The sequence below is a fragment of the Stenotrophomonas sp. ZAC14A_NAIMI4_1 genome (assembly GCF_003086915.1).
Lineage (GTDB): Bacteria > Pseudomonadota > Gammaproteobacteria > Xanthomonadales > Xanthomonadaceae > Stenotrophomonas.
This window is the reverse complement of sequence record NZ_CP026002.1, coordinates 3,031,703-3,053,300: the sequence shown is the minus strand read 5'-3', so window position 1 is coordinate 3,053,300 and position 21,598 is coordinate 3,031,703. Positions and strand designations below refer to the sequence as shown.

23 protein-coding genes are annotated in these 21,598 nt (G+C 64.9%); all 23 read left to right on the top strand.

Going from position 1 to position 21,598, the window contains the following annotated elements; all coding sequences use genetic code 11:
• Positions 1 to 18: 18 nt before the first annotated feature.
• Positions 19 to 663: a hypothetical protein gene (locus tag C1926_RS13890; RefSeq protein ID WP_108759570.1), complete on the top strand. Its 645-nt coding sequence runs from the start codon at positions 19 to 21 to the stop codon at positions 661 to 663.
• On the top strand, positions 660 to 2,579 hold the full coding sequence (locus tag C1926_RS13885; protein WP_108759569.1) for a phage terminase large subunit family protein: 1,920 nt from the start codon (positions 660 to 662) through the stop codon (positions 2,577 to 2,579). The genes C1926_RS13890 and C1926_RS13885 overlap by 4 nt, the downstream gene beginning before the upstream one ends.
• Complete coding sequence (locus tag C1926_RS21720; RefSeq protein ID WP_108759568.1) at positions 2,579 to 2,911, top strand: hypothetical protein; 333 nt, start codon at positions 2,579 to 2,581, stop codon at positions 2,909 to 2,911. The genes C1926_RS13885 and C1926_RS21720 overlap by 1 nt, the downstream gene beginning before the upstream one ends.
• A gap of 92 nt (positions 2,912 to 3,003) precedes the next feature.
• Positions 3,004 to 3,222 carry a DUF6148 family protein gene (locus C1926_RS13875; RefSeq protein ID WP_108759567.1) on the top strand — a complete coding sequence of 73 codons (219 nt, stop codon included), beginning with the start codon at positions 3,004 to 3,006 and terminating at the stop codon, positions 3,220 to 3,222.
• Positions 3,222 to 4,754, top strand: a complete 1,533-nt coding sequence (locus C1926_RS13870) for a phage portal protein (RefSeq protein WP_108759566.1) — start codon at positions 3,222 to 3,224, stop codon at positions 4,752 to 4,754. Before C1926_RS13875 ends, C1926_RS13870 begins: the two co-directional genes overlap by 1 nt.
• Position 4,755: 1 nt before the next feature.
• The gene (locus tag C1926_RS13865) at positions 4,756 to 6,996 is read left to right on the top strand and encodes a ClpP-like prohead protease/major capsid protein fusion protein (protein ID WP_108759565.1); all 2,241 of its coding nucleotides are present in this window, start codon (positions 4,756 to 4,758) and stop codon (positions 6,994 to 6,996) included.
• 69 nt (positions 6,997 to 7,065) lie between these two features.
• Positions 7,066 to 7,419, top strand: a complete 354-nt coding sequence (locus tag C1926_RS13860; RefSeq protein ID WP_108759564.1) for a capsid cement protein — start codon at positions 7,066 to 7,068, stop codon at positions 7,417 to 7,419.
• 80 nt (positions 7,420 to 7,499) lie between these two features.
• Positions 7,500 to 7,931: a structural protein P5 gene (locus C1926_RS13855; RefSeq protein ID WP_108759563.1), complete on the top strand. Its 432-nt coding sequence runs from the start codon at positions 7,500 to 7,502 to the stop codon at positions 7,929 to 7,931.
• Positions 7,931 to 8,272 carry a hypothetical protein gene (locus C1926_RS13850; protein WP_108759562.1) on the top strand — a complete coding sequence of 114 codons (342 nt, stop codon included), beginning with the start codon at positions 7,931 to 7,933 and terminating at the stop codon, positions 8,270 to 8,272. The genes C1926_RS13855 and C1926_RS13850 overlap by 1 nt, the downstream gene beginning before the upstream one ends.
• The gene (locus C1926_RS13845) at positions 8,269 to 8,760 is read left to right on the top strand and encodes an endopeptidase (protein ID WP_108759561.1); all 492 of its coding nucleotides are present in this window, start codon (positions 8,269 to 8,271) and stop codon (positions 8,758 to 8,760) included. Before C1926_RS13850 ends, C1926_RS13845 begins: the two co-directional genes overlap by 4 nt.
• On the top strand, positions 8,760 to 9,527 hold the full coding sequence (locus C1926_RS13840) for a hypothetical protein (protein ID WP_108760704.1): 768 nt from the start codon (positions 8,760 to 8,762) through the stop codon (positions 9,525 to 9,527). The genes C1926_RS13845 and C1926_RS13840 overlap by 1 nt, the downstream gene beginning before the upstream one ends.
• Positions 9,524 to 9,850, top strand: a complete 327-nt coding sequence (locus C1926_RS21515) for a hypothetical protein (protein ID WP_159095106.1) — start codon at positions 9,524 to 9,526, stop codon at positions 9,848 to 9,850. Before C1926_RS13840 ends, C1926_RS21515 begins: the two co-directional genes overlap by 4 nt.
• Positions 9,851 to 9,905: 55 nt before the next feature.
• Positions 9,906 to 10,283, top strand: a complete 378-nt coding sequence (locus tag C1926_RS13830; RefSeq protein ID WP_108759559.1) for a hypothetical protein — start codon at positions 9,906 to 9,908, stop codon at positions 10,281 to 10,283.
• Between the two features lie 40 nt (positions 10,284 to 10,323).
• Positions 10,324 to 11,073 (top strand): hypothetical protein, encoded by a 750-nt coding sequence (locus C1926_RS13825; protein ID WP_254057266.1) that lies wholly within the window; start codon positions 10,324 to 10,326, stop codon positions 11,071 to 11,073.
• Positions 11,070 to 11,501 carry a hypothetical protein gene (locus C1926_RS13820; RefSeq protein WP_108759557.1) on the top strand — a complete coding sequence of 144 codons (432 nt, stop codon included), beginning with the start codon at positions 11,070 to 11,072 and terminating at the stop codon, positions 11,499 to 11,501. The genes C1926_RS13825 and C1926_RS13820 overlap by 4 nt, the downstream gene beginning before the upstream one ends.
• A 180-nt stretch (positions 11,502 to 11,681) precedes the next feature.
• Entirely contained in the window at positions 11,682 to 14,663 is a 2,982-nt protein-coding gene (locus tag C1926_RS13815) for a phage tail length tape measure family protein (protein WP_108759556.1), read from the top strand.
• A 7-nt stretch (positions 14,664 to 14,670) separates the two neighbouring features.
• Entirely contained in the window at positions 14,671 to 15,072 is a 402-nt protein-coding gene (locus C1926_RS13810) for a hypothetical protein (RefSeq protein WP_108759555.1), read from the top strand.
• The gene (locus C1926_RS13805) at positions 15,072 to 15,551 is read left to right on the top strand and encodes a DUF1833 family protein (RefSeq protein ID WP_108759554.1); all 480 of its coding nucleotides are present in this window, start codon (positions 15,072 to 15,074) and stop codon (positions 15,549 to 15,551) included. The genes C1926_RS13810 and C1926_RS13805 overlap by 1 nt, the downstream gene beginning before the upstream one ends.
• The gene (locus C1926_RS13800; protein WP_108759553.1) at positions 15,548 to 15,877 is read left to right on the top strand and encodes an NlpC/P60 family protein; all 330 of its coding nucleotides are present in this window, start codon (positions 15,548 to 15,550) and stop codon (positions 15,875 to 15,877) included. The genes C1926_RS13805 and C1926_RS13800 overlap by 4 nt, the downstream gene beginning before the upstream one ends.
• Entirely contained in the window at positions 15,870 to 18,392 is a 2,523-nt protein-coding gene (locus C1926_RS13795) for a phage tail protein (RefSeq protein ID WP_108759552.1), read from the top strand. The genes C1926_RS13800 and C1926_RS13795 overlap by 8 nt, the downstream gene beginning before the upstream one ends.
• Positions 18,392 to 19,042: a hypothetical protein gene (locus C1926_RS13790; RefSeq protein ID WP_108759551.1), complete on the top strand. Its 651-nt coding sequence runs from the start codon at positions 18,392 to 18,394 to the stop codon at positions 19,040 to 19,042. The genes C1926_RS13795 and C1926_RS13790 overlap by 1 nt, the downstream gene beginning before the upstream one ends.
• Positions 19,039 to 19,425 carry a hypothetical protein gene (locus tag C1926_RS13785; protein WP_108759550.1) on the top strand — a complete coding sequence of 129 codons (387 nt, stop codon included), beginning with the start codon at positions 19,039 to 19,041 and terminating at the stop codon, positions 19,423 to 19,425. The genes C1926_RS13790 and C1926_RS13785 overlap by 4 nt, the downstream gene beginning before the upstream one ends.
• A gap of 9 nt (positions 19,426 to 19,434) precedes the next feature.
• Positions 19,435 to 21,597, top strand: a complete 2,163-nt coding sequence (locus C1926_RS13780; protein WP_159095105.1) for a hypothetical protein — start codon at positions 19,435 to 19,437, stop codon at positions 21,595 to 21,597.
• Position 21,598: the final 1 nt, after the last annotated feature.

Below are 21,598 nucleotides of genomic sequence, written 5' to 3'. Positions count from 1 at the left end.
ATGGAGTAGGGGGAATCAATGGCTGAGGAAGACGTGACGATCACTGGCAAAGAGCTGGCCTCGCTGATCGGCTGCAAGCCGTCCTACGTGGTAGAGCTGAGGAAGAAGGGCAGGGTGGTGGTGGGTGAGGGCAGCAAGGGATTCCTGAAGGCCGCCTCCCTGGAGCTCTACGCTCGCACCGCAGACCCGGTCTATGCCGGTGTCGCCCAGCGCCATGCGGATGAGCGTGGCAGCTCGCTGGTGGGGAGTGGGGAGGGAGCCCGTGCCGTCGAGGCGGACATCGATTATGAGGAAGAGGACGGCGACGACGACGATGCCAGGGCTGCACGGCCGGGCCGCCCCCAGACGCCGGATTCCGCGCGCAAGGCCAAGGCGCTGGCCGACAAGGCAGAGACCGACGCGCACATGGCGCACATCGCGCTGCAGAAGGAGCTGGGGCTGCTGCTGCCGCGCGCGGACGTGGAGGCATTCCTCGCTGAGCATGCAACGACGTTCCGGGGTGCGATGGAGCGCCTGGCCGACACGCTGGCGCCGCAGCTCGCCGCAACGCTGGACGAGGCCGGCTGCCGGCGGCTGGTCTGGGATGAGGTGAGCCACGCCCTGGAAGAACTCAGCCAGGGCTTCCGCACGTTGGCGGCCAAGGCAGCGGAGGCTGCGGAATGATGGAGGCACAGAGCTGCCTGGCGTCGGTGCTGGCGCGCTCGCTGCAGCCGCGGCGGCCCATGAGCGTTTCGCAGTGGTGCGACGAACACATGCGTCTGTCCACCAAGAGCGGCAGCAAGCCCGGGCGCTGGGTGACGGACCGCAACCCGCCACTGCGTGAGCCGATGGACAACATGTCCGCCCGTAGCCCGGTGCATGACCAGGTCTGCATGTTCCCGATCCAGTTCGGCAAGAGTCAGCTGGCGACCAATGCCATGGCCTACTGGATGGACTATGCGCCGGGCCCGATGATGTATGCGCTGCCGGGTGAGGTATCCATGAACAAGTGGATCGCCCAGAAGCTCAACCCGATGATCGAGGTGTGCGCAGCGGTCAAGAAGGCGCTGACCAGCACCGCCAGCCGTGACAGCGCGAACCAGCGCACGTTCAAGGACTTCGCTGGCGGCCAGCTATTCGTGGAGCACATGGGTAGCCCGCAGCGCCTGAAGTCCTCGACGGTGAAGTACCTGCAGGTGGATGAGATCGATGAGGCTCCGCAGCAGCTCTCCACCGGCGACGATCCGGTGAAGATGCTGGACGGCCGCACGTCCTCCTTCCCGACCACCTACAAGCGCCAGTACATCAGCACGCCGGGCATCGCCGGACTTAGCCGGATAGCGAAGCTGTACGAAAAGAGCGACCAGCGCCGCTATCACGTGCCGTGCCCCCACTGCGGCCATTACCAGGCGCTGCAGTGGAGTGGCCTGGTGTGGTCGCCCGACAAGAGCCATGCGTGGTACGCCTGTTGCGAGTGCGGTGTCGCCATCGAGGAACATTTCAAGACCGACATGATCGTCAAGGGGCGATGGGTCGCGGCCAATCCCAACTCGCCGATTCGTGGCTACACCATCAATTGCCTTTACTACCAGTTCGGCCTGGGGCCACGCTGGCTGGATCTGGCGAAAGAGTGGCTGGACGCGCAGGGCGACCCTGCCTCCCTCAAAACCTTCGTGAATGACCGGCTCGCCGAGACGTGGGAAGACCCGTCGATGCGCGCGGTCAAGCACAACGTGATCAAGGATCGTGCCGAGCCGTATGCCCTGCGCCTGGCGCCGCTCGGCGTGCTGGCTGTCACAGTGGGTGTGGATACCCAAGACGGACGCCTCGCAGTGCACACCATCGGCTGGGGGCGTGGCATGACCGCCTGGACCTTGGACTACGTGGAACTGCAGGGTGACCCCGCAGAGGATGCCGTGTGGGTTGCGCTGACGGACCTCCTGAATCGCGCTATCGAGCGTGCGGACGGCGCTCTTCTGCGCCCGATGGCGGTCGCTATTGACGCCGGCGGTCACCGCACGGAGGCGGTTAAGAACTACGTCCGCCAGCGGCGTGTCACCAGACCCATGTGTATCTTCGGCGCCGTGCCGAACAATGCCCCGGTGCTATCGAAGGGCAAGCTGGCTGACGTGACCTGGAACGGCAAGACGGACAAGCGCGGCATCACCATTCACCACGTCGGCACCGTGGCTGCGAAGCACTATCTGTATAGCCGCCTCTCTGCCGATGCGGAGCGCGCCGTTGAGTCGCGCTTGGTGCATTTCAGCGATGAGTTGCCGGATGAGTACTTCCCCGGTTTGGTGTCGGAGGTCTACAACCCGGTGAAGAACCGATTCGAGAAGAGGGTTACACGTAACGAGCCGCTGGATACCTGGGTGTATGCCTATGCTGCCGCGCACCACCCGGAGGTCCGCCTGCATCGCTATACGCGTGCGGACTGGGATGTTCTGGAGGCCCGCCTGCTGCTGACCGTGAGCAGCGCGGATTCCCGTGAAACAGAGGCAGCGCCTGCGGAGGTCGAGGCGAAGAGTGTTTCGCGTGGAACGCAACAGGTCCGGCCGCGCAGCAGCGGGCTGGCGCGCGATGGGTGGGCGCTGTAATGGCAAAACGTACAGAGTCAGCCGAGGAGCTGAGGGAGCGGATACTGGCCGCCATGCGGGCCGACATTGGTATCAGTGAGCGCATGGCGCTGCCGTTTGTTGAATCGGTGATGCAGTGCTTTGCCGGCGAGCAGCCCTACTTCCCTGCAGCAGTTCGAACCTACCCCCTGACGGAGATTCGTCGTTCCCTGGAGGCTGGGATTCCCGTGAAACAGGTGATGCGAGACTTTGACGTGTCCAGATCAAAGCTTCATGAGCTATTCCCTGGGGGGCTTCCGAGAAAGGGAAAACAGGGGGCGTCCACGGTTTCAATGAAAGTGGAGACAAATTAGTTTTCTGCTTCTTTGTAATCAGTTAGTTAGGCAGGCCACTGTCCACGATTTTATTGAGTTCGTGGACAGCGCTATCCGTAGCCTATGTAGTCATGAAGACTGCTCAGGAAATGCTGGATTTCTACATCGACGCGGAGGTCGCCGTGCTTGGCGGCCAGACCGTCCGTCTCGGTGATCGCCAGTTGACCCGTGCAGATCTCGCAGAAATCCGCTCCGGTCGCAAAGAGTGGCAGGCTGCTGTTCTCCGGGTCAGCGCAGCTGCTTCCCGTCGAGCGCGCTGGGGCAACGCCGACTTCGGTGGTGTGACCTGATGTCTTCCGCGCAGATCGCCAAGGCTCGATTGAGCGCCGCTCTCGGCGCCGACCGCGCCATCCAGTCGGCGCTGGCCCAGATGGCTCCGGTAGTCAGCCGAGCGCACGAGGTCACGCGCCCGTCGCGAAACCGAAAGCTGGCGAGGGACTGGGGCAGCGGCAACACCATCGCCGGCATGGATGCGCGCCAGCTCCGCGATCAGGCCCGCCATCTGGAACGTGACCTAGATCTGGCGGACAACGCGCTGAACGTCCTGGTCCAAAATACAGTTGGCGCAGGCATCGACGTGCTCTCTGCGCCTCGGCTCCCCGGGCAGCCGATCAACCGCGAACTGGCATTGCAGCTGGACGACCTCTGGGACGATTGGTGGGACGCACCTGAGGCCACCCGGACGCACGACTATGGAATGTGCCAGCAGCTGCTGGCACGCAGCTGGTTCCGCGACGGTGATGCGTTCTACCAGGACCTGATTGGCACAGTCCCATACTTCGAGCACGGCACCGCGGTGCCGTACAGCTTCGAGATGTTGGAAGCCGACCTGGTTCCGCTGGAGTTCAACGATCCGGCGCGCAACATCCTGCAAGGCGTCGAGCGCAACGCATGGGGCCGGCCTATCGCGTTCCACGTCTACAAGAGTCATCCAGGTGATCCGATGGGCACTCGGCTGGAGACCAAGCGTGTTTCGGCCGAGTTCATGCACTGCATCGCGCTGATGAAGCGTCTGCACCAGGTGCGGGGGCTCAGCGTGTTTGCAAGCGCAATGTCCCGCTTCGAGGACGTGAAGGACTATGAAGAGTCCGAACGCATTGCTGCCAAGGTGGCGGCGTCGATGACGTTCCAGATCAAGAAGGGCGGCGGCGAGCAGTATGGTGCGGATCTAGGCGGGCAGGCGATCCTCCAGGACGGTGTTCCGATCCGTGAGCTGCGCCTCGCCCCCGGTGCGATCTTCGACGATCTGCTGCCTGGCGAGTCGATTGAGAGCCTGGGCACCGACCGGCCGAATCCCAACGCCGCGACCTGGCGCAAGGAGCAGTTGCGCGCCGCTGCCGGCGGAATCGGCGTGAGTTATTCCAGCTTGTCGCTGGACTACAACGGCACCTATTCGGCACAGCGTCAGGAGTTGGTCGAGAAGTGGGGTAGCTACCTGATGCTGGCCGAACGCTTCATTGCCCTGTGCGTTCGACCGCAGCGCGTGCGATTCGTCCAAGCGTGTGTGCTCGCGGGCCGCGTTCGCCTGCCGCGTGGCTGGACGCTGCGGAACCTGGCCGCCTCTACGTACGTCCGCCCGGTGATGCCGTGGATTGACCCGTTGAAGGAGGCTTACGCGCGCGGCGAGGCAGAGGACCGCGGCTGGGTGTCGCCGCAGCAGAACACGCTTCAGTACGGCAATAACCCCGCTGAGGTCCTGCGTCAGCGTCAGGACTGGCAGGAACAGACCCAGACCCTTGCGCCCCCGGCGCCCAACACCAGTGCAGAAGCGCGTGCCCAGGTTCTGGGCCAGCTGACGCGCGATCTCTCCAGGAGCGAATGACATGCGTGCACGCCTGTTGGCCAGCGCGATCCAGAACACCATCCGCGCGGACGCGGCAACCGAAGGCGGGCTTGGCCCGGCCCTGTATCAGGTCCGGGCAGAGGCCGATGTCGCCGACGTGATGATCTATGGCGCCATCGGTGGCTATCTGTTCGAAGAGTCGGTGTCCGCTGCCGACCTGGTCGAGCGCATCGGCCAGATCACTGCGGGCACCATCCACGTGCGCCTAAACAGTGTTGGTGGTGTCGTCGCTGACGGCATGGCAATCCACAACGCGCTGGAGGCCCACCCGGCGCACAAGATCGTCACCGTTGAAGGGCAGGCCGCTTCCATTGCCTCGCTGATTTTGCAGGCCGGCGATGAGCGGCGGGTGTATGCCAGCTCGCTGGTCATGGTTCATGCGCCACGTACCGTCGCTGCCGGCAGCGCTACCGCATTCCGCCAGAACGCAGAGGCGTTGGACGCGCACGCGTCGGCAATGTTGGAGGCCTACGCGGCGCGCTCTGGCCGACGTGAAGAGATGGAGCGACTGCTTACCGACGACGCCGACCATTGGTTCTCCGGTCCGCAGGCCGTCGATGCCGGTCTGGCCGACCTGGTGGTGGACGCCGACCCCGGTGCCACGGCCATGTGGTCGTCGGCATCGACCGTCGCCATCAGCGGCTATCTGCAGTCCATCGAGGGTGCTGGCGCGCCCGTTCTGTCCCAGCTGCGTCGAAGCATCGTCGCCAGCCTCTCTCCGCAAATATTCGCCTCGCTTCCCGAGGTCAGCCAGTCGGCCGTGATCGGCCATATCGAGGATCCAACCATGAAGAAGCAGTACAGCGCCATCCTCGCGAACGCCGGTCGACAGAGCCCGGCAGTCGCAACCACCGCTGCCACGCCCGTTACCCCGGTTGTCGCCGCAGCTCCCGTTCCAGCGCCGGCTTCAGGCGATCCGGTCCAGGCTGCTCTGGGCGCCCTGCGGGAGCGCAACACCCAGATCCAGGCCATCGCGCAGCCGCACATGGGCAACGCGCAGGTGCGTGAATACGTGGATGGCGTGATGGCGCAGGCAGACTCCAACATCACCGCCGATGCGGTGGGCCGCCACATTCTGGCACTGCTGGGCAGCAACGCTGCTCCGCTCAATGGTGGCGCGGCTGTTACCGCTGGCACCGACCAGCGGGATCTGACCCGCTCGGCCATGTCCAATGCAATCCAGGCGCGTGCCGGCCTGGTCCAGGCGACGGACGGTAACGCCTTCCGTGGCATGTCCCTGACGGAGATCGCTCGCGCTTGTGTCCAGCAGGCCGGTGTCGACACCCGTGGGATGGAGCGCCTGGAAGTGGTGGGCATGGCGTTCACCCATAGCAGCTCGGATTTCCCGCAGCTGCTGGGCGACGCCTCGCGCCGGGCGCTGCTGCAGGGCTACCAGGAGGTTGAGGAAACCTTCGACCAGTACACCCGTCCGGTGAACGTGAGCGACTTCAAGCCGACCAACCTGGTGGGGCTGGGTGCCTTCTCGGATCTGGATGTCGTCCCGGAGGGCGGCGAGTACAAGCAGGGCTCGTTCTCCGAGCAGTCGCAGGCCATGAAGATCGTGACCTACGGCAAGCTGTTCACCATCACCCGCCAGGCGATCATCAACGATGAACTGGGCGTGTTCGGCGACGTGCCGCGAAAGATGGGCCAGGCTGCACGCCGTACGCTCGCCAAGGCGGTGTTCGACCTGATCAACAGCAACCCCAAGCTGGCTGATGGGAAGACCCTTTTTCATGCTGACCACAACAACCTGCTGCCGGCTGCGTTGATCAGCACCGCCAGCGTCGGCGCGATGCAGGCCGCCATGCGCCTGCAGAAGGATGCTGATGGCAATCTCATCCAGGTGCCGATGCGTGGCCTGCTGACGCCGGTGGCCCTCAGCGGCTTGGCGAAGACCGTACGCACCGCCCAGTTCGCCGTGGGCGCGGGCGTTGGCAGCAACGACCCTAACATCGTGCGTGAAACCTTCGAAGTCTGGGACGACGGTCGTCTGGACGCCAAGAGCGCCCAGGCCTGGTACGGCATCTCCAACCCGGCCTACGTCGACGGCATCGTGGTGGGCTATCTCGACGGTAACCAGACTCCGTATCTGGAACAGCACCAGGGTTTCACCGTCGACGGCGTGGCCTGGAAGGTGCGCCTGGATGCGGCACCGGCCATTGCCGACTACCGCGGCATCTACAAGAACCCCGGCAACCCGGCACCCGCCCAGGTCTGATCGCCCGGCATGGAGATCGCCGCAATAGCGGCGGCTTCCTGAACCCCTTCACGCATCCGGAGAGTATTTATGAAGAACGCACATCAGGACGGTCGCGTCCTCGACGTGACCCTGACCGCTGACACCAAGAGTGGCGAGCTGGTGGTACAGGGCAAGCTGGTTGCCGTCGCCGTTACCGATGGCAAGGCCGGCGAGATCATCGCCACGCATGTCGAGGGCGTGTTCGAGCTTCCCAAGCTGCCGGCCGCCGTGTTCGGTGTCGGTGCCGCCGTCAACTGGGACACCGCCGCCGATCACGCGATCGCTGCTGCAGCCGGTGCCGACCAGGTCGCCGACATCGGCTTCGCTGTCTACCCGGCCGAGGCCGGTGCCCTGACCGTTTTCGTCCGGCTGACGCCGGGCTCCGCCGCAGCAGGCGCGTAACCAAACAGGCCGGCACCGCTCACATACGCCCGGGTGGCGTGAGCGGTGCCGGTCCTTCCACAGCGACAACGGGGGATCGCATGGGCACCACCAGCACGCCGCGCGGCGTACGCAACAACAATCCTGGCAACATCGACCGCACCGGCACGCCGTGGCAGGGTGAGGACCGGTCCGCTGCGGCTATCGCCCGTGAGCAGCGCTTCTGCGTTTTCCTGACCCCGCAGGCTGGGTTCCGCGCCCTGGCGAAGACGTTGCTCACCTACCAGCGCAAGCATGGCCTGCGCACGGTTAAGGAGATTATCGGGCGCTGGGCCCCGCCGGTGGAGAACAATACCGGTGCCTATGTACAGCAGGTTGCCACTGCCGTGGGCGTCGCGCCCTCGGAAGTCATCCGCCTGGACAACGCGGTCACCCTGAGCCGTCTGGCTACTGCTATTGCCAGGCACGAGAACGGGGGCATGTACTGGCGCCAGGATGTGATCGATGCCGGTGTTGCAGAGGCGCTGCGCTGATGGTCGGCGGCGGTGTCACTGCCACGGCACCCTGGTGGGCTGCGGGCAGCGTGGTAGCGCTGTGGGTGCTACGCGAGACGTGGACGGCTTTCCTCGCGCACAGGAAGGAGCGCACAGAAACCGACGCTAACGTCGATCTCATCAAGGGCCTTTCCGAGCGCATCGGGTTTCTGGAGCAGCGTGTCACTGCTCAGGACGAGCGGCTGCAGGCCGAGATGCAGATGCGCCTCAAGGCGCAGGAGGACGCAAGCGCGCTGCGTATTCGCGTTCGCCAGCTTGAATCCACGCTGCGCGGCCTTGGTGCAGTCATCCCGCCCGAAGACCCGGTGGTGTCCGCATGATCCGCGCCCTCATCGTCGCCATCCTCCTGCTGCTGGGCGTCGTCGTCTGGCAGCGCGGCTCGGTGTCCATCGCACACCGTGCGGCCGACCAGGCCGCGTCGAGCCGTGACGCTATGGAAGCTGAGCGTGACGCTGCCCGCGCCGAAGCCAATGCCGCGGCGGAAACCCTGAAGGCAGAGCGCAGCAGCGCAGCCGCCGCGAATGCCCTGGCCTCCAAGTACGAAAAGGAAAAGAACGATGCACAGACGGCATCTGATCGCCTTGTCGCTGATCTTCTCGCTGGCAACCAGCGCCTGCACCAGCGTTGGCAAGCTTCCGTCGCCACCGCAGAGCTGTCCGCGGCCGCCGCTGCCGCCAGCCAGCCTGATGGTCGAGCCGACGACCGAATCGAAAGTGCGGGCCGAGCTGTTGGCGCCGCCGCCCAGTGCGACGCCCAGGTGAGGGCCCTGCAGGCCTATGCACGACTGTGTAGCGCCGGGGTCGAATGATGAGCCAGATCAGGATCGCCGTAGACGCAGACAACATGCTGGGGCGCCAGTTCAGCGAGCTTGAGCGGCAGAATCTGGCGTTTGCTGTGATGCAAGCCTGCAACGCTACGGCATTCGACATCCGGCAGCAGTGGGAGGCGACGGCTGGGCGGGTGTTTGATCGGCCTACGCGCATGACGCAACGTGCCGCGCAGTACCGCAAGGCCACGAAGTCCAAGCTCTTCGCTGAGGTCTATCTGCGAGATGAGGCCAGCAACGGGACGCCACCTGCCAAGTACCTGCTGCCGCAGGTGGATGGCGGTACGCGCCGAAAGAAGGGGTTCGAGGTTCTGCTGCAGCAGCGCGGCGCCATGCCCCCGGGCATGTTCGCTGTGGCCGGCGACGGCGCGGATCTGGACCAGTTTGGCAACGTGCGCCCACGCCAGGTGAGTCAGATTCTCTCCCAGCTGGGCGCTCGCCAGGACGCGCTGCAGAACCAGACAGATACCAGCAAGGCTCGGCGCAGATCCAAGCGCAAGCGGGGCGGCGAGTACTTCGCGCTGCAGGCGCAGCGTGGGAAGCTCCGTCCCGGCATCTACGAGCGCATTGCGACCGCGTGGGGTTCAGCGGTCCGTAGCGTGTTCATCTTCACGCGAGCTGCCAACTACACGCCCCGCTACAACATCTTCGGCTTGGCGCAGCGGGCGTGGGACAAGCTGATGCCGTTCCACTTCAATCGCGAACTGTCCAAGGCCTTGGAAACCTCGAAGTACAGGGGGCGCTCATGAGCCAGAAAGCATTCCTGGCTGACTTTGATCGGCAGGCGGTGGCAGCGTTCGCTGCCGCTGGGATCGCCGACGTTGATGCTGTCTACATGCCCCGTGGGGGCGGCGCTGGCGTCCCTTGTTCCGTGATGGTCGACCGTGGCACGCAGGCCTTCGGCGATGACCTGATGCCGGTGGCAGCCAGTGACGTTGTGATCAGCCTGTTCCGTGCGGAAGTGGTTGGTGAGCGCGATGGCTTGGTCGAGGTGGATGGTGATCGCTACAGGCTGAAGGACAAGCTCTCTGATGACGGATCGCGGGTCCGCTGGGCGGTGTCCAATGCCTAGCCCAACGCCGCGCCGCAGGCTTCTCGAAGCGTTCGCCGCGAATCTGGAACAGGCATTGAAGGCCGCCGACTACTGGACCGATGTGGGCTTGGTCGTGACGCTCGAACCAGGCCAGCTTGATCCGGAGTATGTGGACGATGGCTTGGCCGTCTACATCGAGCGTCAGGAGCGCTCGCCGGAGCCGGCCACGGCCAGAACGCACCGTCTGACCACCATCGGTGTCCTGGTGAAGCGGGTCGCCCATAGCGCCGCAGAGGCCCGGCTGGATGAGGTGGTGGATGACATCGAGCGGAGCCTCGATGGCCGGCCCAGCACGTGGCCGGCTGGCTTTACCGCTCCGCAATACCAGTCGATGGAGCCCATGAGGGCGCCGGCTGGCGCCGACTGGGTCGGCGCACTGCTCCGCTACACCTCGACCATCCCTATTCGTTGACGGCCGCCCCGCGGCATTACCCGGAGAAATACCTATGACCATGAAAGACCAGAGCTACCTGGGCAGCGGCAAGGTGCTGGCACGCGAGTACGGCGTGCCGGGCCCGTTCATTGACGTCGGGAACTGCTCGGCACTGAACTTCAGTCCCCAGACCAACGCCATCACCCTCGCCGATCACACCCAGCCCGGTGGTGGTGAGCGCAATCGCGTGGACCGGCTGACCGGTGTCGAGCTGTCCTACACCTTCCACGACTTCGCACCTGAGAACCTGGCACGTGCAATGCGCGGCACCGTCACCAACGTGATCGCCGGTAATGCCGTGGATGAGGCCGTGGTCGGCTACAAAGGTGGCCTGGTGCCGCTGCTGCGGATCGCGAAGACCATCACGGCGGTCAAGCCGGCAAGCGGTTCCACCAGCTATGAAGCCGGCAAGGACTATGTCCTTCAGGACGGCGCGCTGTTCATCCCCGCCGACAGCACCATCGCGGATCCGGTTGAAGGCGGCGCGAACCTGAAGGTCACATACGCGTTCGGCGCGCAGTCGGTCCTCCAGCCCATCGTCACTGCGGCAAAGCAGTACCAGCTGCTCTTCCTGGGCCTCAACGAGGCGCAGAGCGGTAAGGCGGTTCGCATCCTGGCGCACCGCGTGTCGGGTGGTGTGATGGCGCAGTTCTCGGCCATCGGCGATGAACACGGCGCTGGCGAGGTGACCGGTGCCCTGATGACTGACTCGACCAAGGGCGCCGGCCTGTCGCGGTACTTCGAAGTGGTGCAGGAGGTGATCGCGTGAGCGACGGCCGCGCCGACGAGATGGAGGTGCTGGCAGCCGCCAGCACCTCGGTTCAGTACCAGGGCGAAGTGCTGGTGATCACCCCGCTTGCCGTTGGCCTCATCCCTTCGGTGGTCCGCGAGCTGCGTCCGGTGGTGGCGGCTCTTCGCTCAGCCGGGTCGGCAGATATCGCTTTGGAGATCGAAATCAGCCCCGAGCTGGTGATGGATCTCATCGCTGACCACGCCGGGCCGATTTTCGCCGCGACTGCAATCTGCGCGGGTCGAGATGTGAAGTTCGTGGAGAAGGGCGATGCGGCCGAGTTCATCGGCCTCGTCCTGAAGGTGGTGGAGGTGAACCGGGATTTTTTTACTCGGCAGATCAGCCCGCTCCTGGCCGGCCTGCGCACGCGGATTCGTGGGGCTGGGCCGACGCCATCCAGCTCCTGATCCAAAGCGGTCACGCCCTGGGCTGCATCAAGGGGTACACCCTGGCGCAGTTCAGGGCGTTCACCGAGGCGGCTGCCCAAGCGAGGCGCCGCTGGCTGGCCGAGGAGCTGATGAACCTCCGTGCCGCGCAGTTCGATGCAACCGAATACACGGCATACCTGAACAAGCTGACGGACTGAAATGTCAACGACTGCCCCGAATCTCCGCGTACGCATTTCTGCCGACATCAACGACATCAAGCAGGGCTTGGCGTTGGTGCGTTCGGAGGTGGCTGCCTTCAAGAAGGAGGCGGCTAAGTCCATCGACCTCAAGGGCATCACGGATGGCTTTGGGCAGCTGCGCAACCTGGTCGGTGGGCTCTTTGCTGGTGTGACGGTCGGCAGTGTCTTCAGTGCGCTGATCACCGAAACCCGTGACGCTTCGAACGAAGTCGCCCAGCTGAGGGCGGTTCTGGCGTCGACAGGGCAACAGGCAGGATTCACCGAGCAGCAGCTGCTGAAGATGGCCAACGGCATGGCCGATGCCACCACGCATTCGGCTGGTGAGATCGTCAAGGCCCAGACCCGGCTGCTCTCCTATACCGGGATTGTTGGCAAGCAGTTTCCCCAAGCTCTGCAGATGGCCATCGATCAATCCGCTCGCCTGGGCGAAAACATCGAGCAGTCCGCTGAAACGATCGGTAAGGCGTTGGACAAGCCGTCGCAGGGCGTCACAGCGCTGACGAAACAGGGCTTCAAATTCACCGAGCAGCAAAAGCAGCAGATGAAGGTAATGGAGGCCACCGGTCGGACTGCGGAGGCTCAGCAGATCGTCCTGGACGCGATGGCCGAGAGCTATGCCGGTGCCGCTGCGGCGGCCAGGAACACCTTTGGTGGCGCCCTGACCGCTGTTGGAAACTCGCTGCGTGACCTCCTGGACGGTTCTGGAAGCGCCAACCTCAGTGGGGTAACCCAAGCGCTCAACGAGCTTGCCCAGGCGCTGGCAGGGCCGGAGATCAAGGCGGCGTTTTCGCAGATCGCGACTGGCGTGCTTGGCGCGGTCGCGGCGTTCGCCAAGTTCATGGCGCAGGATGGTGTTGGCTACCTGCGTCGAATCATCAGTACGTTTGTCGAGGTGGTAAGGCACGCTGATTTGCTTGCCGTGGCGGTAGGCACCACGCTCGCCGGGCGCGCGGTGCCCGCGCTCATTGCGGGGGTCCGAATCGCTATCGGCTGGCTGGTGAGCCTGCGGGCCGGTCTGTTCGCATCGACTACGGCCGCACAAGGTCTCAAGGCGGCACTGGCTACGGTTGGTGGTCCAGTTACGCTTGCGATCACTGCACTGACGACCGCGCTCTACTACCTGTATCAGCGCACCCAGGACGCGAAGGAGGCAGCGGAGGAGCACGCGCGTGTCCTCAAGCAGGTTAAGGATCTGAGCAAGCAGTCGCGCGACGCGGCTTTCGAGCTCGCTGCAGCAAAGCGGAACGAGGCCATTGAGACCCTGCGCGCTGCGAAGGCCCACTTGGAGGCCGCGCGGTACGAATCGCAAGCTACCGGGTTCGCTGCGGGTGGCGGCGGACCGCTTGGTGGAGCGCGGGTATCGCTCGGTGAGAACGATCCCCGTGTGACGCGTGCGAAGGCCATGGCCGATGTGGCGCAGAAGAGCCTCGATGAGATCGATGCGGCTCTGTTCGACATCATGACCACCGGCATTGACCAGATCCTCAAGCCGGTGGTGGAGGGGGCGGAGGGCGGTGCTACCGCCATTGCCAAGTCCAACGCAACCATGCTTGACGCGGTACGCCGTTCGCTGGCGGAGCTTGATCGCCTGTACGAGGCGAATGGCGTGTCCATCGCGGACTACTTCTCCAAGCGCCTTGCCCTGCAGCAGCGGGCTATCGATCTGGAGCTCGAGCAAGCAAAAAGCGAGCAAGCCCTTGCGACAGATGCGGCTGCGCGGAGGCGTAGCGAGGAGCAGATTGTCAAGCTGCAGCGCGACCGGGCCGAGCTTGCTGTGCAGGCGGCGCAGGATCAGCAGAAGGCCGAGGAAGGGCTTGCGAAATCGCTGGGCGAGGTGAAGGGCCGGCTGCTTGAGCTGGACGGCGAAACGGGCGCGGCCGAGAGGCGGCAGCTGGAGGCGCAGTACAAAGGCCTGCTGGAGCGGCTTCGCGCAGAGGGCGATAAGACCGGCGAGGCGTTGGTGCGCAGCCTGATCGATCGCCTGGTGGCAAAGTCCAAGACCGATGAACTGCGCGAGGCGATGGGGCGTATCACCTCCCAGCTGCAAGGGCGTGAGACGGCTATCGGAGCTCAGGTCGGCGGCCGGATGTTGGGCTATGGCGAGGGTGAGGAACAGCTCGCCCAAGCCCGTGCCAAGGCCCTGGCAGATCTCCAGGCGCTTCGGGTTGCTGCCGTCGATGCCATGGCCGGCTACGCGCAAGGCTCGCCAGAGCACACCGCCGCTCTAGCCGGGCTGCAGGAGATCGATACGCAGATCGGCACCATTGCCGCGTCCCAGCAGATCTGGCGCCAGAAGATCGAGGACACCGCGGGCAGCGCGTTTGGGGACTTCCTGGCGGACCTGACCACCGGCACGAAGTCTTTCAATGAGTCGTTCAGCGACATGGTCAAGAGCTTCGTGGCTGGTGTCGCCCGGATGGTCGCGCAGGAAGCAGCGTTGAGGGGCATTTCCGCCTTGTTCGGTTCGTGGGGGCAGGGTGCGTCCGGCAGCGCACAAGGCACATCAACCGTAGTTGCCGGAAAGAGGCACACGGGCGGTCGAGTGGGTACCGGTGGCCCGCGCGTCAGCTTGCCGATCAGCCCGATCGCATTGGGCGCCGCCCCACGCTTCCATACCGGCGGCCAGCATGGTCTGCGTGCCGATGAGCGCCTCACCGTCCTGCAGACCGGCGAGCGGGTTCTGTCCCGGCGCCAGACGGCCGCCTACGACGCCTCCATGCGCGGCGGCAGCGGGACTGCGGCCCGAGGGGATGTGAGCGTCTACATCGATGGCGTCAAGAATGACTCCGGTGCTGTCCAGGCGGAGTTCGATGGCTCCGGCGGCGTGGACATCAAGGTATCTCTGCGCGAGCTGATGCGTGGCGAAATCCGCGGCGGATCCTTCGACAACGATTTCCGCAGCCGATACGGGCTCACCTACCGGGGGAACAGAGGTGGTTGATCTCTACATGCCGTCGAGCATCCCTGACCCGTCCAACGACAGCCTGGAATTCGCGCCCTACGGCGAGGACGTGTTGCGTTCCACGATGGGGGCAGGGACAAAGACGCGCCCGGCCCGAACCAATTCCCTCGAAACCTTCCGCTGCCAGCTGTATCTCGAGCCGGCGCAGCTCAAGACGCTGATGGATTTCTACAACATCAGCGCCCGGCGGGTGCTTCCCTTCTACTGGTGGGATTGGCGGTGGTCTGGTGATGGTCAGCACTACGCCACCTACAAGTTCATGGCTCGCCCGAGCTACGCCAAGTGGGAGGACATGTGGCGAGTGGAGGTCAATTTCCTGATTGTTGCCAGCTATGAAGGGCAGTTCCTGCTCGACTTCTACGACTCCAACAACTGGCCGACGACCTGATGCCCCGAGTCCTCTCAGCTGCTGCCGCCAGATCAATCCTGGCAGAAGACACGGCCGAAACCTGGCTGTGCCTGCTGACCATCACCCACCCGGACCTGCAGACGATCCGGATCGTCAACAACACCGAGCCCGTGGCACGGGGAAGTACCGTCTGGCAGCCGTACCCGTTCGAGGCATCGTTTCCCGACGACACGGACGATGCGACCCCGAACGTGTCGCTGCGCATCGACAACGTCGACCGTGACATCACCCGGCAGATCAAGGCGCTGCAGGGACCGCGCCCGCAGGTCCGTCTGGAGGCCGTGCTGGCGAGCCAGCCCAGCACAGTGGAGATGGGGCCGTTCAACTTCACCGTGCTGCAGGTGGACTTCGACATCATGGAGCTGAGCGTGCAGATCGGCTACCAGGAAGACTTCCTCAACCAAGGCGTGCCCGCTCAGACCTACACGCCATCCAATTCGCCCGGGCTGTTCGTATGAGGAAGTGGATCGGCATCCCGTACAAGGGCGACAAGTTCTGCCGCGAATTCGCCCGCATGGTTCTGGCCGAGCAGGGAATCCCCATGCCTGATGTGTCGGCACCGACCGATGCAACTGGCTGGGCCGAGGTCGAGATGCCGGAGCGCTTCGACGTGGTGGTGTTCAACAGCGCGGGCAGGCCGTGGCACGTCGGCGTGTGCATGGGCAGCGGCGATTTCCTGCACGTCGAGCTGGGCCGCACCAGCCGCATCGAGCGGCTGGGCTCTCCCATGTGGGAGGCGCGCATCGCCGGCTTCTATCGCTACATGGGGAAGAAAGATGAATGAAGTTCCGCTGCACCTGCGGGGGCACGAGTTCGATGCGCGAGGCGTGGTCTATGCCCAGCCCGGGCAGACGCTGCTGCAGATGCTCAGGGATGCCGCCGGCGGCGCGGAGATCTCCGCCGACATCGTGGTGCGCGTGGGTGGTTACCAGGTGCCCCGCGACGCCTGGGCGCGGCTGAGGCCAAAGGCCGGTGTCCGTGTGGATGTTCTGCGGCAGGGTCTGGCCAAGGGCGGTGCGCGGCAGATCCTGGCCGCGGTGGCGATGATCGTGGTGGCGTACTTCGCACCCGGCTGGGGTGCCGCGCTGGCAAAGGGCGCGGGCTGGAGCGCGGCAGCCGGCAACGCGATCGCCTCGGGCATCACCCTTGCCGCTTCGCTGGCGGTGAACTCGCTCGTGTCCGTCCCGACCGCCGCCGGCGGCGGATCGGAGACGCAGAAGGCGTGGAACGCACTGACCGGCAACTCCAACCAGATCAATCCGTACGGGGTCATTCCGCTGGTGCTGGGCGAGCACCGCCTGTTCCCGCCGCATGCGGCCATGCCCTACACCGACGTGGTCGGCTACACCGCCTACCAGTGCTGCATGTTCGACCTGGGCTTCGGCGTCATCACCGTGTCCGACATGCGCATCGGTGACACCCCGGTGGAGAGCTTCAACGCGTTCTGGTGGGAGCTGAACTGGCCGGGCTCCGCTGCGGCCACGCTCTACACCAATGACATCGATGAGCAGGCCGTCAACGCGACGATGAACAGCGAGGGCGACCAGGTGACGCGCACGACTGCTCCCGGCGTGGATGCCATCAGCCTGGACCTGCTGTTCTCCAATGGTCTGAAGGTGTTCGGCGACTCGTTGGACAAGGGCTGGCCCATGTGGGTGCTGTGGCGGGTGGAGTACCGCGCTGTGGGCACGACGGCCTGGCTGCCTCCGCCGACACCGCGGCTGTCGAAGCTGGTCAGCAGCTGGACGCCCGGTGCGAGCGAGTACCCGACCACGGCGCCGGCCCCAGGCCTCTTCCTGACCTGGGACCAGGTCCGTGATCCATTCGCCTCGGGCATCGCCTGGGATGTGGCCAATGGCCAGTACGAAGTGCGGGTCACGCGGGTGGCGCGGAAGAACCAGACCAACCGGACGTGGGCCGACGGGGCGATCTGGACCTCGTTCCGCAGCATTCGCTACACCAACCCCAGCACGACCGGCACCCTGAAGCTCAACGTTCGGGTGAAGGGCACCGATCAGCTGTCCGGGACGCTGCAGTCGTTCAGCGTGCTGGCCCAGCCGCACATCCCGGTTTACCGGCGCAGCTCGAACAGCTGGGCGAACCAGATGTCGCGCAACCCGGCGTGGGTGGCCTACTGGCTGATGACCCAGAGCCCGGCACTGGCCGAGCACGTGCCGGCGTCGCGCATCGACCTCAACTCCTTCGCCGACTTCGCAGCCTTCTGCGATGCCAACGAGCTGGAGTGCCGAATGGTGGTGGATGCCCAGCTGACCGCGAGGGATCTGCTGAGCAAGGTGCTGGGCACCGCTCTGGGCGACATCGGCAACCGGGACGGCCGCTACTGCGTGGTGTTCGACCGGAACGTCAGCGAGGCAACCGCGGAGCTGTCGCCTCTGGACATCAAGGAATTCAGCGCCAGCCGGCAGTTCATCAAGGTGCCCCATGCGCTGCGGGTGCAGTTCAAGAACCCGCAGGCGGATTGGCAGGACGACGAGATCATCGTGGTGCAGGACGGCTACAGCTACCGCGGGCGCGATGCACGTGGCCAGGCCTCGACCGATCCGGCTGCCACGCTGTTCGAGACGTTCCAGCTGGAGCAGGCCATGCTGCCCCAGCAGGCATGGCGCCTAGCGCGCTACCACCTCGCTCAGGGCCTCTACCGCAGCACCGTCTACAGCTTCACCACCGACATCTCTGGGCTGGGAATCGTCCGTGGGGACGTGGTGGACGTCGCGCATGACGTGGCCGAGTGGGGCACAGGGTGGGGGCGAGTGGTCAGCTTGACCACCGGAACCCCCGTCGGGGCCGAGGGCGCCACCCTGAAGCTCGACACGGAGATCTACAGCGACCCCGCCAAGCTCTACGGCATCCAGACCCGCACGGCCAGCGGCGGCAAGCGCAAGGTGAACTGCAGGCCGCACAGCGCGTTCACCGATACGTTCTACCTGGAGAGCAGGCCGGCCGGTACGGCTGCCGGTGATCGGGTGGTGCTGGGCGAGCGCGGGATCGAGATGACCACCCTGATCATCACCGGGGTGAGGTACTCCGAAGACCTGTCGTCCTCGTTCACCGCCGTGGCCTACGACGCCCGCGTCGATCCCTACTGGAAGAACCCGCCGGCGGAGATCATCAGCGAGGTCAGCGGGCGCAACTACGGCCTGCCGGCGGCGCCACAGGTGACCGTCGCTGTGTCGTCGCCCCTCAACGACGAGGTGGACGACGCGGGTATTCCTACCGCTGTCGTGCGCATCGGCACGGCGCCGCGGCACGGCTACGCGACAGTGACGGAGGCGTTGTAATGTCGGTTCCAATCGCCTCGTACGAACTGCGATTCCGCGCAGTCGGCGCCCCCGACGCCGCCTGGCAGTACCGCAGCCAGGTTGCGGGCACTGTTTTTGTGGTGCGCGAGTTGCAGCGTGGCACGCCCTACGAAATGCAGATGCGCTCGGTTGGCACCAACGGCCGCGCATCGGCCTGGGTGGATGTTGCTGTTGACGTCCCGGACACCAACCGCATCGGCGCCGCTGCGCTGCCCAACATCGGCAATCAGCAATCGATGTGGGACATGACCACCTCGGTGACCTTCGCCGCCTCCAGCGACGCCACGGGAGCCTCAGTGGCCACCGTCAGCGTGACCGCAGGAACGCTGATCATCGGCTCGGTGCAGGTGTCCTATGCCGCCAGCAGCGCCACCATGACCGGCACCGCCGGGCAGAAGGTCACCGTCTACCTCTACTACGTCGATCCGCAGCTGGTGGGCGGCAGCCGTCAGCTGATGCTGACCACCAACATCGTGGAAACCGCGAACGCCAACGGCAACGTGGCGATCAGCTCGCTCCAGATCACCTTCCCGGCTGCAGGTGCCTCTGGCAGTGGTGGGGGCGGAATCGGCGGTGGTGGCGGCAGTGGTGGATCCAGAAATCCTGCATTTGAGGAGGTCCCGAGATGAGCTATGTGAAGAGAGAGGGCGTGCCGGTTGCCGAGGGCGAGACGGCGGTCGAGTTGGACACCGGAGAGCTGGTGGCCGTTGTGTGCACGCGGATGCTGCTCGGCGGGCAGATCCTGTTCCGCGGCAAGGCACGCGCCGTGACCACCGGCGGCGAGCCGGTTGTCGGTGCCGATGGGCTGCCGATCGCGCGTGAGTTCCAGCACACCGACCCGAGGCCGGATAAGGCCAGCGAGGTGGCCAGGGATGTCCTGCTGGCCCTGCTGGGCGAGCCGCCGGAGCTGGTTGCCTGGTCTGGCCAGGTGCTGCTGGACGTAAGCATTCGCCAGGCGCTGCAGCTGGCCAACATCAATACCGGGGCGGTGGACGCCTCGACTGTTCTGTAAGGGGGAGAGATGACGACGATTGATGGGCGGCAGGTCATTCCTGCATCTGATCTGCCACAGCGATATGCGGGCGTGGATGATGGACTGGTCGGCGTGGTTCGCGCCGGCGACGTGTTGGCGACCTTCCGGCTTAGCGAGCTGCCGACACCCAAGCAGGCCCAGGCGCAGATCGATGCGCTGACCGCGGGACAGCAGTCTAACGCGATCTACGCGGACACGCTGCCCCAGCTCCAGGCCATCGCGGGCACCTATGTAGGTCAGGGAGCTTTTGTAAACAACGGCTCGGGCGCTGGGCAGTACATCTGGAATGGCTCGTCCTGGGTATTCTCCCGTGCCGACCTGCTGAGCCAGAAGGCCGATCGCTCGGAGCTGCTGCTCAAGGCCTCCAACTCGCTGGTGGCCACCAAGATTGATGCCGTCATGGTCCCGTTCGAACAGTTCAGTTTCTATGCTGCGAGCGATGACCTAGTGCCTATCGGCGCGATTGACCCGGTGACCGGGGTGCCGCTGGCTGCGTTCCGCGTGTCCACTGGCGAATTGCTCGCCTGGTTCGCCCCGGACAATCCCAGCATCAACAGCATCGCGCTGACCAATCTGGCCAAAGCCGTTCCAGAAACGGCGCGCCTGTTCACTGTCGATGGGGACATTGTTCCGCTGCTGGCCACCCGTGATCCGACTGATGGCAAGGTCTACCCACTGGTCTACTACAGCATCAGCGAGGATCGGCTCTACCCGGGTGGTGGGAGCCAGGGTGCGGTCCCTGAGGATGACAACGTCGCCTACATCGAAAACGGCACGTTGCGCAGCGTGGGCGGACTGGGTGATCGAATCGTGGATGCCGATGCGTCGCGTTTCTGGCTGCAGGTGCAGACCGAGGGCGGCACCGGCAAGGGAGTGTTCCGGGATCCGCAGGGCGCGGCGCACGCCGTGCGCATTGGGTTCGGATCGGCGAATCGATACCCGGTCGATGTGGTGCGCGGCATCTCCGGCGCGGGACAGTCCAATGCCGCTGGCCAGGCCGGATCATCCAACAGGTCCATCGTCTACGGTGAGCTCTACGAGTTCCCCAGCAAGCTGCTGATGCCGGCCACTGCTGCGAACAACGTCTGGATGGGAACACCCACCCAGGGCGGGCTTTCCACTGAACTGCTGCCCTCCTCAATCACTGGCCTTGCCCGCCTGCGTAGTGCCATCGCCTCGACCAACCAGCACGGTACCGTGGCCGAAGAGGCTGCGGGACGTAGCTACGTGCGTCGGGCGGCGGCGGAGTTGAACGGCTGGGCTCCTTCTGTGGTTGTCTGGACGAACGGTGAAGGAGGGCAGTCGATCCAGAACATGATGCCTGGCGCGCCGGCCGGCTACTTCTACTTCGCCAACGTCATCGCCACCGTTACCCGCATCACCCAGATCCTTGCCGCGCAGGGCAAGCGCTTCGCACACGCATGGCTGAACATGGCGCAGATGGAGAGCAACTCGAGCGACGCTCTGATCGGCGACAAGCACTACAGTCTGCTTCAGGCCCACCAGGCTGCCATCTATCCGATCACCGGGCAGACCATTCCGCTGCGCATGATGACCAGCCAGATGAGCAGTTTCATCGGAGGTTCTCAGTCGCCCCGGTCGGTGCTGGATAAGGCGCTGACCATCGAACAGAAGTGGGGCGACTTCTGGTGCCTCGGCCCCACCTACTGCTATCCCTTCCACAGCGATTTCCTCCACAACACCAGCATCGGCCATGCCATGCGCGGTGAGTTCTTCGACAGGGCCGTGGAGGTGATGGAGCGCACTGGGTACTGGCGCCCGCTGCACATGGTCTCCGCCACCAGGCTTAGCGCGACCCAGATCCAGATCCAGCTGAGTGAGCCTGCAGTGAGGGACGCATCGTGGGCGGTGCCTGACATTGCGAACGCCGGCATCTCCGTCGATGTGGGCACGGTCGAATCAGTCACGGTCAGCGGCAGCCAGGTCACCATCACGGTGCCGGATGCAGCCGCAGTTTCACAGGTCGGCGCCGCGGTCGTTGGGCACACCAGCGGCGTACCGCGAGAGGCTGCAACCGTCCCCCGTTCAACCATCCGGAGCGTCGCATCCATCGGGCAGTGGAGCCCAGAGTGCGGCGGTCTGCGGATGCACAAGGCGCTGTGTCACCAGCTCATTTCTATCGGAGGTTGAT